The following is an 11887-nucleotide window of genomic DNA, read 5'->3' as shown; positions in this document are numbered from 1 at the left end:
AACAGTAGGTTCAGGAGTAGTAACTAAGGTATTAGGTTAATACATTAAAAAAAGGGAGGAAAAACCTTCCTTTTTTAATATTATAAAAAATAAATTGATTTATTTCCAAAAAACACTTGTAATTTGTCCAAATTTATTATAAACTAAAGTAGTGTTTTATTGGAGGCATAGCGATGAGACAAAAGGTAGCTGTAGATAAAACAGGAAATTTTTGTTGAGTATGTTCGGTTTAAAACCGGGCGACTAGATTTGCCAAGATATTTTTCAAAAAAATAGAAACACCCGGATAGGTGTATCGGCAATTCTAAGTCGCATGTAAAAATCCGCATGCGATAGAAGGAGGGAAATAAATGTCAAACAATGGTAAACAAAAAATAAGAATTAGATTAAAAGCTTATGATCATGAATTACTTGATGCATCAGCTCAAAGAATTGTAGAAACAGCAAAAAGAACAGGTTCAAGTGTATCAGGTCCAGTGCCACTACCGACAGAAAAAGAGGTAATCACAATACTTAGGTCTGTACACAAGCATAAAGATGCTAGAGAGCAATTTGAGCAAAGAACTCATAAAAGACTTATAGATATTCTTAGCCCAAACCAACCAACTGTAGATTCACTTATGAAATTGAATTTACCTGCAGGGGTAGATATTGAAATAAAGTTATAAGAGTTTTTATATGATTACCAATTGGTAATCCGCTGTAAAATAATAGGAGGTGCAAGATATGAAAAATATGCTAGGAAGAAAAATTGGAATGACTCAAATATTTGGAGAAAGTGGAGAACTTATTCCAGTATCAGTTGTAGAAGCAGGACCCCTAGTAGTTGTTCAAAAGAAGACTATAGAAAAGGATGGATACAATGCTATCCAAGTAGGATTCTTTGATATGAAAGAAAACAAGGCTAACAAGCCTCTAAAAGGACATTTTGGAAAAGCGGAAGCAGGGCTTAAAGAAATGTTACATGAAATAAAGGTAGAAGACCCAGAAGAGTTTGAAATAGGTCAAGAAATAAAAGTTGATATCTTTGAAGCGGGAGATAAAATAGATATAATAGGAACATCTAAAGGTAAGGGAACTCAAGGTGTTATAAAGAGACATGGTTTTTCCAAAGGTAGAGAAACACATGGTTCTAGATTCCGTAGATCTCCAGGTGGAATGAGTGCGAGTGCTTATCCAGGAAGAGTATTTAAAGGTCACAGAATGGCTGGGAAAATGGGAAATAAAAGAGTTACTGTTCAAAATCTAGAAGTTGTAAAAACTGATGCTGAAAAGAACTTAATCCTAATAAAAGGTGCTATTCCAGGACCTAGAAAAGGGTTTGTTACTATAAAACAAACTACTAAAAGAACAAAATAAGGCTGAAGGGAGGACGTAAAATGCCTAAAGTAAATGTATACAATATGCAAGGAGAGCAAGTAGAACAGATAGAACTAAATGAAGCTACATTCGGCGTAGAGGTTAGCCAACATGCAGCTTATCAAGTTGTTAAAAATCAACTTGCTAACAAAAGACAAGGTACACAATCTACTAAGACTAGAGCGGAAGTAAGAGGCGGTGGAAGAAAGCCTTGGAGACAAAAAGGAACAGGAAGAGCTCGTCAAGGAAGTATAAGAGCACCTCATTGGACTGGAGGCGGTGTTGTATTTGCACCAAAGCCAAGAGATTATAGTTACAAAACACCTAAGAAAATAAAAAGACTTGCTATGAAGTCTGCTCTTACTTCAAAAGTTGAAGAAAATGAAATTATAGTTATTGATGAATTTAAAATAGATTCTCCAAAAACTAAAGACATGGTAAATATATTAAATAAATTATCTGCTGATAAAAAAGCACTAATTGTAACTTTAAACCCAGAAACTAATGTTATAAAATCAGCTAACAACTTACCAGGTGTTCAAACTACAATAGTGAGCAATTTGAATGTATATGAATTATTAAAATATAATTCACTTATCATTACAAAGGAAGCTGTTAGAAAAGTGGAGGAGGTGTATGCATAATGCGTATTCCACACGATATTATTATTAAACCAATAATAACTGAAAAAAGTATGGAAGAAATGGCAGATAGGAAGTATACTTTTATAGTAGATAAAAAATCAAATAAAAGTGAAATAAAACAAGCTGTAGAAAGTGTGTTTGATGTAAAAGTTGAAAAAGTTAACACTTTAAATATGCTTGGAAAAGTTAAGAGACAAGGTTATACATCAGGTAGGAGATCTAACTGGAAAAAAGCAATAATAAAATTAACTGAAGGATCTAAAACTATAGAATTCTTCGAAGGAATGGAATAAAATTTTGTAAAAAGGAGGTAAAACAATGAGTATTAAAAAATTCAAACCTACTTCCCCTGCATTAAGAAAAATGACAGTATCAACTTTTGAAGATATAACAAGTGTTAAACCTGAAAGATCGCTACTTGTTAACTTAAATAAAAAAGGCGGAAGAAACTCAAGGGGTGTAATCACTACTCGTCACATTGGTGGTGGAGCTAAAAGAAAGTATAGAATAATAGACTTTAAAAGAAATAAAGATGATATACAAGGTAGAGTAGCTACTATAGAATATGATCCGAATAGAACTGCGAACATAGCACTTATACATTATGTAGATGGTGAAAAAAGATATATTATAGCTCCGAGAGGATTAAAAGTAGGAGATATAATAGAATCAGGCAAGGATGCAGACATAAAAACAGGAAACTCTTTAAAATTGAAAGATATTCCTGTAGGTACAACAATACACAATATAGAATTAAAGCCAGAAAAAGGCGGACAGTTAGCAAGATCGGCTGGCTCAAGTGCTCAACTTACAGCAAAAGAAGGGAAATACGCACAACTAAAACTTCCTTCAGGAGAAATTAGACTTATAAGCATAGAGTGTCGCGCTACAATAGGTCAAGTTGGAAATAAAGACCATGAACTTATCACTATAGGTAAGGCAGGTAAATCTAGGCATCTAGGCATAAGACCTACAGTACGTGGTAGTGCTATGAATCCTATAGACCATCCACACGGTGGTGGAGAAGGTAGAACACCAATAGGGAGACCTTCACCAGTTTCACCATGGGGTCAAAAGACATTAGGACTTAAAACTAGAAAAAGATCAAAGAAATCAAATCAATATATCGTAAGAAGAAGAAAAACTAAGTAATAAAATTTGTCGTTAAAGGAGGAATAGTCATGGGTAGATCTTTAAAAAAGGGACCTTTTATAGACGATCATCTTCTAAAAAAAGTAGAAGAGTTAAACGAAAGCAATCAGAAAAAAGTTGTTAAAACATGGTCACGTCGTTCCACTATATTTCCGGAACTAGTAGGTCACACTATAGCAATTCATGATGGTAGAAAGCATGTACCTATTTATATTACTGAAGATATGGTAGGTCATAAATTAGGAGAATTTGTTCCTACTAGAACGTTTAGAAGTCACGGTAGTAAAAGTGAAACAACATCAGTAGTTAAATAGATAGAGGCGAGGAGGGAAGTAAAGTGGAAGCAAAAGCTATAGCCAAATATGTTAGAATTTCTCCATTGAAGGTACATTATATATGTAGAGAAATAACAGGCAAACAAGTAGACGAAGCTCTATCAATTTTAAAATTTACACCGAAAAAAGGTGCTAGAGTTCTTGAAGAAGTGTTGAATTCAGCAGTTGCAAACGCGGAAAACAATCTTAATTTAGATAGAGATAACTTATATGTATCTGCTGCTTACGCGAACGATGGTCCACATATGAAGAGATGGAGACCTAAAGCTAAAGGAATGGCTTATCCTATTTTAAAAAGGAGTAGTCACGTAGGGGTAGAAGTTAAAGAAAAAGAGTAAAAAAGGAGGGGTAATTAATGGGTCAAAAAGTTAACCCGCATGGTTTAAGAGTTGGTGTAATAAAGGATTGGAATTCAAAGTGGTACGCGGACAAGAAAAACTTTGATGAATTCTTAGTAGAAGATGATAAGATTCGTAAATACATGAAAAAGAAATTATTCATAGCTGGTATTTCAAAGATTGAAATAGAAAGAGCTGCTAATAAAGTTAAAATTTCAGTTTATACATCTAAGCCTGGAATGGTAATAGGTAGAGGTGGATCTGGAGTAGAAGCTCTTAGAAAAGATATTGAAAAAATGACAGGAAGATCTATTTCCATAAATGTAGAAGAGGTTAAAAACCCATCACTTGATGGTCAATTAGTAGCAGAAAACATAGCGTCACAACTTGAAAGAAGAGTTTCTTTTAGAAGAGCTATGAAACAAGTTATACAAAGAACTATGAGATCTGGAGCTAAAGGAATAAAAACACAAGTATCAGGAAGACTTGGCGGAGCAGATATGGCTAGGACAGAAGGATATGATGAAGGAACTATACCACTACAAACATTGAGAGCTGATATAGATTATGGATTTGCCGAAGCAGATACTACTTATGGAAAAATAGGAGTAAAAGTTTGGATATATAAAGGAGAGATTCTTCCTACTAAGAAAGAAGAAAAGGAAGAAACAGTTAAATAAACTGTAGGAAGGAGGAGTTTTAATATGTTAATGCCTAAAAGAGTAAAATATCGTAGAGTTCATAGAGGAAGAATGAAAGGTAATGCTCATCGTGGTAATGCCATAACTTATGGTGAGTATGGATTACAAGCTTTAGAGCCAACTTGGGTTACTTCTAATCAAATAGAGGCAGCAAGAAGAGCTATGACAAGATATGTAAAAAGAGGTGGAAACATCTGGATCAAGATATTCCCAGATAAGCCTGTAACTGAAAAACCTGCTGAAACTCGTATGGGTTCTGGTAAAGGTGCACCTGAGTATTGGGTAGCGGTTGTTAAGCCAGGTAGAATTCTTTTTGAGATGGGTGGAATATCTGAAGAGGAAGCAAGAGAAGCAATGAGACTTGCAGCGCATAAATTATCTATAAAAACTAAATTTGTCATGCGTGATGAAGGACAAGAAAAGGGTGGTGAAGCTAATGAAAGCTAAAGAAATTCGCCAAATGTCTGGAAATGAATTAGACGGCAGACTATTAGAGTTAAAAGAAGAATTATTCAATTTAAGATTTCAATTGGCTACAGGTCAGTTGGATAACCCTTTAAGTATTAAATCCGTTAGAAAAGATATCGCGCGTGTAAAAACCATATTAAAAGAACGTGAACTAGGTATAGGAAAGGAGGTTTAATCTTAAATGGAAAGAGGAAATCGTAAGACTAGAACAGGTATAGTTGTAAGTGATAAAATGGATAAAACTGTAGTTGTTGCAGTTGAAACCTTTAAAACTCACTCACTATATCATAAACAATTAAAAAGAACTACGAAATTCAAAGCACACGATGAAAATAACGAATGTAAAACAGGTGATGTTATTAAAATTATGGAAACAAAACCATTAAGTAAACAAAAGAACTGGAGAGTTTTAAATATAGTACAAAAAGCAAAATAGTAGTTTTTGCTTGAAAGGAGGTAATCTAATGATCCAAGTGGAAAGCCGTATGAGAGTAGCTGATAACTCAGGTGCGAAAGAACTTTTAGTTATAAGGGTACTTGGAGGAACAAATAAAAGATATGCTCGAGTTGGAGATATGGTTGTTTGTTCGGTTAAAAGTGCAACACCTGGTGGAGTTGTGAAAAAAGGTGAAATAGTAAAGGCGGTAGTTGTAAGAACTAAGCATGGTGTTAGAAGAGAAGATGGATCCTATATTAAATTTGATGACAATGCAGCAGTAATTGTCAAAGATGATAAAAGCCCTACTGGAACTCGTATATTTGGACCAGTAACTAGGGAATTAAGAATTGGGAACTTTATGAAGATAATATCTTTAGCACCGGAAGTACTATAAGAGGAGGTGTAAAGTATGCATGTAAAAAATGGCGATAAAGTAGTTGTCATTTCAGGAAAAGACATAGGTAAGACAGGAAAAGTTTTAAAATCCATACCTAAAGAAAATAAAGTAGTAGTAGAAGGCGTGAACATGCTTACAAAGCATAAGAAAAATATGGGACCTACAAGTCCTGGTGGAATAGTTAATTATGAAGGACCGATAAATGCATCTAAAGTAATGTATTATTGCGAGAATGATAAAAAGGGTGTAAGAACAGGAAGCACTATCTTAAAAGATGGTAGTAAAAAAAGAGTATGTAAAAAATGTGGAGAAGTTCTAGATAAATAGTAAGAGGGGAGGTAGTACAGAATGACTTCCAGATTGAAAGAAAAGTATAATGACGAAGTAATTGAATCTTTAATGGAAAAATTTCAATATAAAAATGTAATGGAAGTACCAAAAATAGAAAAGGTTGTAATAAATATGGGTGTTGGTCAAGCTAAAGATAACCCGAAAGCACTTGAAGCTGCGGTAAAAGAACTAGAAACTATCACAGGACAAAGACCACTTATGACTCATGCAAAGAAATCTATTGCAAACTTTAAACTACGTGAAGGCATGAAAATTGGAACAAAAGTGACTTTAAGAGGCGAGAAAATGTATAACTTCTTAGATAAACTAATGAATATAGCATTACCAAGAGTAAGAGACTTTAGAGGTGTTAGTTCTACTGCATTTGATGGTAGGGGAAACTATGCACTTGGTATAAAAGAACAACTTATTTTCCCTGAAATAGAATATGATGAAGTTGAATCCATAAGAGGTTTAGATGTAGTTGTTGTAACAACAGCCCAAACTGATGAAGAAGCAAGAGTATTCTTAGAGAAAATGGGAATGCCCTTTAAAAAGTAAAGAAGGAGGGATATATAGTGGCAAAAAAGTCTATGATAGCAAAACAAAAAAGAAAAGCGAAATTTAGCTCAAGAGAGTATAATAGATGCAAGATTTGTGGTAGACCTCACGGATATTTAAGAAAATACGGAGTATGTCGTATATGTTTCAGAGAACTAGCTCATAAAGGCGATATTCCTGGAGTAAAAAAAGCAAGCTGGTAGTATAAGTTTATGAAAGGAGGCAACTAATTATGATGACAGACCCAATTGCGGATATGTTAACTAGAATAAGAAATAGTAATAATGCGAAACACGATTCAGTTGATATTCCTGCTTCTAATATTAAAAAAGAAATAGCTCAAATTCTTTTAAATGAGGGTTTTATTAAAGGTTTCGACTATATAGAAGATAATAAACAAGGAATCATAAGAATAGATTTTAAATATGGACAAAGTAAAGAAAAAGTTATTAGTGGAATAAAAAGAATTTCTAAGCCAGGTCTTAGAGTACAGGTTAAAAGTGACAATGTACCAAGAGTACTTGGAGGACTAGGAATTGCTATTATTTCAACTTCAAAAGGTATGATGACTGATAAAGACGCTAGAAACAGTTCGGTTGGCGGAGAAGTTCTTTGCTATGTTTGGTAAATTTGATAAAATAAAAGAATGGGAGGTGCACTTATGTCAAGAATAGGATTAAACCCAATTTCCATTCCAAGTGGTGTAGAAGTAACTGTAGATGATAAAAACCTTGTTAAAGTAAAAGGTGCTAAAGGCGAATTATCTGAACAAATAACTCCAGGAATGGATATAAAAATAGAAGATGGAGTTTTAACTATAGCTAGACCTACAGAAAATAAAAGACATAGATCATTACATGGTTTATCAAGAACTTTAATCTATAACATGATAGAAGGTGTAACCAAAGGTTATGAAAAGAGATTAGAAATAGAAGGTACAGGATATAGAGCTCAAAAACAAGGGAAAAAACTAATACTAGGACTTGGATATTCTCATCCATTAGAATTAGAAGATCCACAAGGTATTGAAGTAGAAGTACCGGCAGCAAACAAGATAATTGTTAAAGGAATAAATAAACAACAAGTAGGTAACTACGCTGCTGTTATAAGAGGATATAGACCACCAGAACCTTATAAAGGTAAAGGTGTTAAATACGAAGGTGAACAAATAAGACGTAAAGTTGGTAAGACTGGTAAGTAGAAGGGAGTGAAATATATTGCTAAAAAAGATTAATAAAAATGAAAACAGAAAAGCAAGACATTCTAGAGTAAGAAAAAAAATTGCAGGAACTTCTGCAAAACCTAGACTGAATGTTTATAGAAGTGGAAAACATATATACGCTCAAATTATTGATGATACTACAAAATCTACATTAGCATCAGCTTCTACTTTAGATAAATCGCTTGAACTTACTTCAACTAGTAATAAGGAAGCAGCTAAATTAGTCGGAGAATCAATTGCTAAAAAAGCAGTAGATAAAGGAATAGAAGATGTTGTATTCGATAGAAGTGGATATATTTATCATGGAAGAATAAAAGAACTTGCTGAAGGTGCAAGATCAGCTGGACTTAAATTCTAAAAAAGGAGGTAAATAATGGTACGTTCATTCATTAATCCAAATGAATTAGACTTAAAAGAAAGAGTAGTTAATATAAATCGTGTAGCTAAAGTAGTAAAAGGTGGTAGAAACTTTAGGTTTAGCGCTTTAGTAGTTGTAGGGGATGGAAATGGTTATGTTGGTATAGGTATGGCTAAAGCCCTAGAGGTGCCAGAGGCTATTAGAAAAGCAATTCAAAATGCTAAAAAGAGCATCATAAAAGTACCACTAAAAGAAACTTCAATACCTCATGAAATACTTGGAGTATCTGGAGCAGGAAGAGTATTATTAAAACCATCTAAAGAAGGTACAGGTGTTATAGCAGGTGGTGCTGTACGTGCTGTGTGCGAGTTAGCAGGTATAAGAGATATTAGAACAAAATCCCTTGGAAGCAGTAATCCGAGAAACGTTGTTAACGCAACTATGGATGCTCTAATTAATTTGAAAAATGCCGAAGATGTTGCAAAACTAAGAGGCAAAACAGTAGAAGAATTATTAGGTTAGGGGGGATTCTTAAATGGCTATGATTAAAATTAAATTAATTAAAAGTCCAATAGGTAAAACTGAAAAGCATAAAAAAACAGTTGAAGCACTTGGTTTTAAAAAAGTTAATCAAGTATTGGAAAAAAGTGATACCCCTCAAATTAGAGGTATGATAAATCAAATAAGCAGCATGATCGAACTTATAGATTAAGTAAAGGAGGTGTAACTCTATGAAGTTAAATGATTTAAGACCTAATGAAGGTGGAGGAAAGAAATCAAAAAAAAGAGTAGGAAGAGGTATAAGCTCAGGATATGGTAAAACATCCGGAAAAGGACATAAAGGACAAAATGCAAGATCAGGTGGAGGAGTAAGACCTGGATTTGAAGGTGGCCAAATGCCTTTATTTAGAAGACTTCCTAAAAGAGGTTTTACAAATATATTTGCAAAAGAAATAGGAACTGTAAATATAGATGATTTAAATAGATTTGAAGAAGGAACAGTTGTAACTCCTGAATTACTAATGGAAGAAGGGTTAATTAAAAAAGCTCATTCAAAAGATGGAGTTAAAATTCTTGGAACTGGAGAGTTAAAAGTTAAACTAACAGTTAAAGCTCAAAAGTTTAGTAAAACAGCTATAGAAAAGATTGAGTCCACAGGTGGCAAGGTTGAGGTGATATAAATGATCTCTACTTTGAAAGATGCGTGGAAGATACCGGAAATAAGGAAAAAGATAAACTTCACATTGCTTATGCTTCTTGTATTTAGACTAGGGTCCAATATCCCAGTTCCATATATGAACAAGGCAATGATAGCGGAAATATTTGAATCTAATCAAGGTGGACTTTTACAATTCTTAGACCTTATGGCTGGAGGTACATTTTCTAGCTTTAGTATATTTGCAACTAATATATATCCATATATTACGGCATCTATCATAATTCAACTTTTAACTATAGCAATTCCAAGACTTGAAGAACTTGCTAAAGAAGGCGAAGAGGGTAGAAAGAAAATAGGTAAAATTACAAGAGTTGCAGCAGTTGTATTAGCTTTAATACAAGCAATTGGTATGACACTAGGAATATTTAGACCTGCTTTAGAAGCTACAGGAACACTACAAAAGATGATAGTAGTTATAACACTTGTTGCAGGTACTGCATTTTTAATCTGGATAGGAGATTTAATTTCAGAAAAAGGTGTTGGAAATGGTATTTCAATACTAATATTTGTAGGTATCATATCTAGACTTCCAGCAGAACTTATAAAGACTGGACAATTAGTAGCGGCAGGTAGCTTAAATATATTTAAGGTACTAACATTTGGTGTGGTATTTTTAGCTATCATTGCAGTTGTAGTAGCACTACAAGAAGGTGAAAGAAAAGTAAATGTTCAATATGCAAAGAGAGTTGTAGGAAGAAAAATGTATGGTGGACAAAGCACCCATATACCTGTTAAGGTATCTATGGCAGGAGTTATGCCAGTAATATTTGCTACATCATTATTAGCACTTCCACAGACAATAAGTTTATTTACGCAGGCAGGATCAGGATGGATTACTAAATGGTTAACACCACAAGGTAGTATTGGAATATGGGTATATTCAATACTGCAGATAATTCTGATAATGTTTTTCACTTATTTTTATACAGCAATTCAATTTAATACTGTTGAATATTCAAAGAATTTACAACAAAATGGTGGGTTTATTCCTGGTATAAGACCTGGAAGACCGACATCAGAATATTTAAATAGAGTAGTTTCAAGAATAACATTTGTAGGAGGACTCTCATTAGCAATTTTAGCAAGCTTACCAGTTATATTATCAAAACTATTTGGTATGGATGTTAACTTTGGTGGTACAGCTATAATAATAGTTGTAGGTGTAGCGCTTGAAACAGTTAAACAATTAGAATCACAGATGCTTATGAGACATTACAAAGGATTTTTAAAATAAACTATAGGAGATGAGTTCATGAGACTTATATTATTAGGACCTCCCGGAGTTGGGAAAGGTACCCAAGCATCAAATATAGTAAAAAAATATGACATTCCACATATTTCAACGGGAGATATGTTTAGAGCGAATATAAAATCTAATACTCCTCTTGGCATTTCAGCTAAAGAGTATATGGATAAGGGACTTTTAGTTCCTGATGAATTAGTAATATCTATGGTAAAGGATAGACTGCTAGAAGATGATTGCAAGGATGGTTTTTTACTAGATGGATTTCCAAGAACTATAGAACAAGGAGTAGCATTAGATAGAGAACTACATGAAATGGGTATAAAATTAGATAAAGTTGTCAATATTCAAGCAGATAAAGATGTTTTAATAGAAAGAATAACTGGAAGAAGAGTATGTAAAAGTTGTGGAGCTACATATCATATTACAAATATACCTCCAAAAGTAGAAGGTGTATGTGATATAGATGGTGGAGAATTATATCAAAGAGAAGATGATAAAATAGATACAGTAGCTACTAGAATCAAGGTATACTTTGAACAAACTGAACCCTTGGTAAACTATTATAGACAAAAAGGTCTTATAGTAGATGTTGATGGTACAGGAGAAATAAAACAAATATTTGATACTATAGTAGATTCTTTATCTGAGTAATAAGAATTCTCGAGGTGAATTTAATGGATTCAACTAATGACATAGCCATAGGACAAGTGGTTAAGTCAAAGTCTGGACGTGACAAGGGAAGAGTTTTCTTAGTGCTAAATATAATTGATGAAAGTTATGTTTCGATTGTAAATGGTGATTTAAGAAAACTAGATAACCCCAAACAGAAGAAGATTAAACATTTAGATGTTTATAATACTGTAGTTCCAGAATTAAAATATAAACTAGACAATAAGATAAAGCTAAGCAATGCTTTTATAAGAAAAATTTTAGAACCCTTTAATTAAAGAGATCTAAATTCGTTGAACAGGAGGTTCGAAAACCGAATGGCTAAAAAAGATGTTATAGAGGTAGAAGGTACAGTTATTGATGCTTTACCAAATACTATATTTAAAGTAGAGCTTGAAAATGGTCACGAGATTTTAGCCCATATTTCTGGGAAACTTCGTATGCATTAT

24 protein-coding genes and 1 pseudogene are annotated in these 11887 nt (G+C 33.3%); all 25 read left to right on the top strand.

From position 1 onward, the window contains the following. The first annotated feature begins 350 nt into the window (after positions 1-350). Positions 351-668, top strand: a complete 318-nt coding sequence (gene rpsJ, locus ACTHW2_RS06215) for a 30S ribosomal protein S10 (protein WP_442263104.1) — start codon at positions 351-353, stop codon at positions 666-668. 58 nt (positions 669-726) lie between these two features. Further along, positions 727-1359 carry a 50S ribosomal protein L3 gene (rplC, locus tag ACTHW2_RS06210; protein ID WP_442263103.1) on the top strand — a complete coding sequence of 211 codons (633 nt, stop codon included), beginning with the start codon at positions 727-729 and terminating at the stop codon, positions 1357-1359. 20 nt (positions 1360-1379) lie between these two features. Further along, a complete protein-coding gene (gene rplD / locus ACTHW2_RS06205) occupies positions 1380-2003 on the top strand; it encodes a 50S ribosomal protein L4 (RefSeq protein WP_442263102.1) in 624 nt (207 codons plus the stop codon). Next, positions 2003-2296 carry a 50S ribosomal protein L23 gene (gene rplW / locus ACTHW2_RS06200; protein WP_442263101.1) on the top strand — a complete coding sequence of 98 codons (294 nt, stop codon included), beginning with the start codon at positions 2003-2005 and terminating at the stop codon, positions 2294-2296. Before rplD ends, rplW begins: the two co-directional genes overlap by 1 nt. A gap of 25 nt (positions 2297-2321) precedes the next feature. Continuing rightward, positions 2322-3155 (top strand): 50S ribosomal protein L2, encoded by an 834-nt coding sequence (rplB, locus tag ACTHW2_RS06195; protein ID WP_442263100.1) that lies wholly within the window; start codon positions 2322-2324, stop codon positions 3153-3155. A gap of 29 nt (positions 3156-3184) precedes the next feature. After that, complete coding sequence (gene rpsS, locus ACTHW2_RS06190; RefSeq protein WP_442263099.1) at positions 3185-3469, top strand: 30S ribosomal protein S19; 285 nt, start codon at positions 3185-3187, stop codon at positions 3467-3469. A 23-nt stretch (positions 3470-3492) separates the two neighbouring features. Continuing rightward, complete coding sequence (gene rplV, locus ACTHW2_RS06185) at positions 3493-3828, top strand: 50S ribosomal protein L22 (protein ID WP_442263098.1); 336 nt, start codon at positions 3493-3495, stop codon at positions 3826-3828. 17 nt (positions 3829-3845) lie between these two features. Further along, a complete protein-coding gene (gene rpsC, locus ACTHW2_RS06180; RefSeq protein ID WP_442263097.1) occupies positions 3846-4508 on the top strand; it encodes a 30S ribosomal protein S3 in 663 nt (220 codons plus the stop codon). 24 nt (positions 4509-4532) lie between these two features. Next, positions 4533-4976 (top strand): 50S ribosomal protein L16, encoded by a 444-nt coding sequence (rplP, locus tag ACTHW2_RS06175; protein WP_442263096.1) that lies wholly within the window; start codon positions 4533-4535, stop codon positions 4974-4976. Then, a complete protein-coding gene (rpmC, locus tag ACTHW2_RS06170; RefSeq protein ID WP_442263095.1) occupies positions 4966-5172 on the top strand; it encodes a 50S ribosomal protein L29 in 207 nt (68 codons plus the stop codon). The genes rplP and rpmC overlap by 11 nt, the downstream gene beginning before the upstream one ends. Positions 5173-5178: 6 nt before the next feature. After that, positions 5179-5433: a 30S ribosomal protein S17 gene (rpsQ, locus tag ACTHW2_RS06165; protein WP_442263094.1), complete on the top strand. Its 255-nt coding sequence runs from the start codon at positions 5179-5181 to the stop codon at positions 5431-5433. Positions 5434-5461: 28 nt separating this feature from the next. Further along, positions 5462-5830, top strand: coding sequence for a 50S ribosomal protein L14 (gene rplN, locus ACTHW2_RS06160; RefSeq protein ID WP_442263093.1), 369 nt, complete (start codon positions 5462-5464; stop codon positions 5828-5830). A gap of 15 nt (positions 5831-5845) precedes the next feature. Beyond that, complete coding sequence (gene rplX / locus ACTHW2_RS06155; RefSeq protein ID WP_442263092.1) at positions 5846-6160, top strand: 50S ribosomal protein L24; 315 nt, start codon at positions 5846-5848, stop codon at positions 6158-6160. A gap of 21 nt (positions 6161-6181) precedes the next feature. Beyond that, entirely contained in the window at positions 6182-6724 is a 543-nt protein-coding gene (rplE, locus tag ACTHW2_RS06150) for a 50S ribosomal protein L5 (RefSeq protein WP_442263091.1), read from the top strand. A gap of 17 nt (positions 6725-6741) precedes the next feature. Further along, positions 6742-6927 carry a type Z 30S ribosomal protein S14 gene (locus ACTHW2_RS06145; RefSeq protein ID WP_442263090.1) on the top strand — a complete coding sequence of 62 codons (186 nt, stop codon included), beginning with the start codon at positions 6742-6744 and terminating at the stop codon, positions 6925-6927. 29 nt (positions 6928-6956) lie between these two features. After that, positions 6957-7352, top strand: a complete 396-nt coding sequence (gene rpsH, locus ACTHW2_RS06140) for a 30S ribosomal protein S8 (protein ID WP_442263089.1) — start codon at positions 6957-6959, stop codon at positions 7350-7352. Between the two features lie 33 nt (positions 7353-7385). Further along, complete coding sequence (gene rplF, locus ACTHW2_RS06135; RefSeq protein ID WP_442263088.1) at positions 7386-7925, top strand: 50S ribosomal protein L6; 540 nt, start codon at positions 7386-7388, stop codon at positions 7923-7925. Between the two features lie 16 nt (positions 7926-7941). Next, positions 7942-8304, top strand: coding sequence for a 50S ribosomal protein L18 (rplR, locus tag ACTHW2_RS06130; RefSeq protein ID WP_442263087.1), 363 nt, complete (start codon positions 7942-7944; stop codon positions 8302-8304). 15 nt (positions 8305-8319) lie between these two features. Beyond that, positions 8320-8826, top strand: a complete 507-nt coding sequence (gene rpsE, locus ACTHW2_RS06125) for a 30S ribosomal protein S5 (protein ID WP_442263086.1) — start codon at positions 8320-8322, stop codon at positions 8824-8826. Between the two features lie 13 nt (positions 8827-8839). Further along, a complete protein-coding gene (gene rpmD / locus ACTHW2_RS06120) occupies positions 8840-9016 on the top strand; it encodes a 50S ribosomal protein L30 (RefSeq protein ID WP_442263085.1) in 177 nt (58 codons plus the stop codon). Between the two features lie 19 nt (positions 9017-9035). Continuing rightward, positions 9036-9485 carry a 50S ribosomal protein L15 gene (rplO, locus tag ACTHW2_RS06115; protein WP_442263084.1) on the top strand — a complete coding sequence of 150 codons (450 nt, stop codon included), beginning with the start codon at positions 9036-9038 and terminating at the stop codon, positions 9483-9485. After that, positions 9486-10757 (top strand): preprotein translocase subunit SecY, encoded by a 1272-nt coding sequence (secY, locus tag ACTHW2_RS06110; RefSeq protein ID WP_442263083.1) that lies wholly within the window; start codon positions 9486-9488, stop codon positions 10755-10757. An 18-nt stretch (positions 10758-10775) separates the two neighbouring features. Further along, positions 10776-11420, top strand: a complete 645-nt coding sequence (locus tag ACTHW2_RS06105) for an adenylate kinase (RefSeq protein ID WP_442263082.1) — start codon at positions 10776-10778, stop codon at positions 11418-11420. A gap of 23 nt (positions 11421-11443) precedes the next feature. Then, positions 11444-11716, top strand: coding sequence for a KOW domain-containing RNA-binding protein (locus ACTHW2_RS06100; protein WP_442263081.1), 273 nt, complete (start codon positions 11444-11446; stop codon positions 11714-11716). 39 nt (positions 11717-11755) lie between these two features. Continuing rightward, positions 11756-11887: pseudogene (locus ACTHW2_RS06095) on the top strand (translation initiation factor IF-1); the annotation flags it as partial.

The organism is Tissierella sp. (assembly GCF_052089545.1).
Lineage (GTDB): Bacteria > Bacillota > Clostridia > Tissierellales > Tissierellaceae > Tissierella_A.
This window is presented reverse-complemented; position numbering and strand designations above follow the sequence as displayed.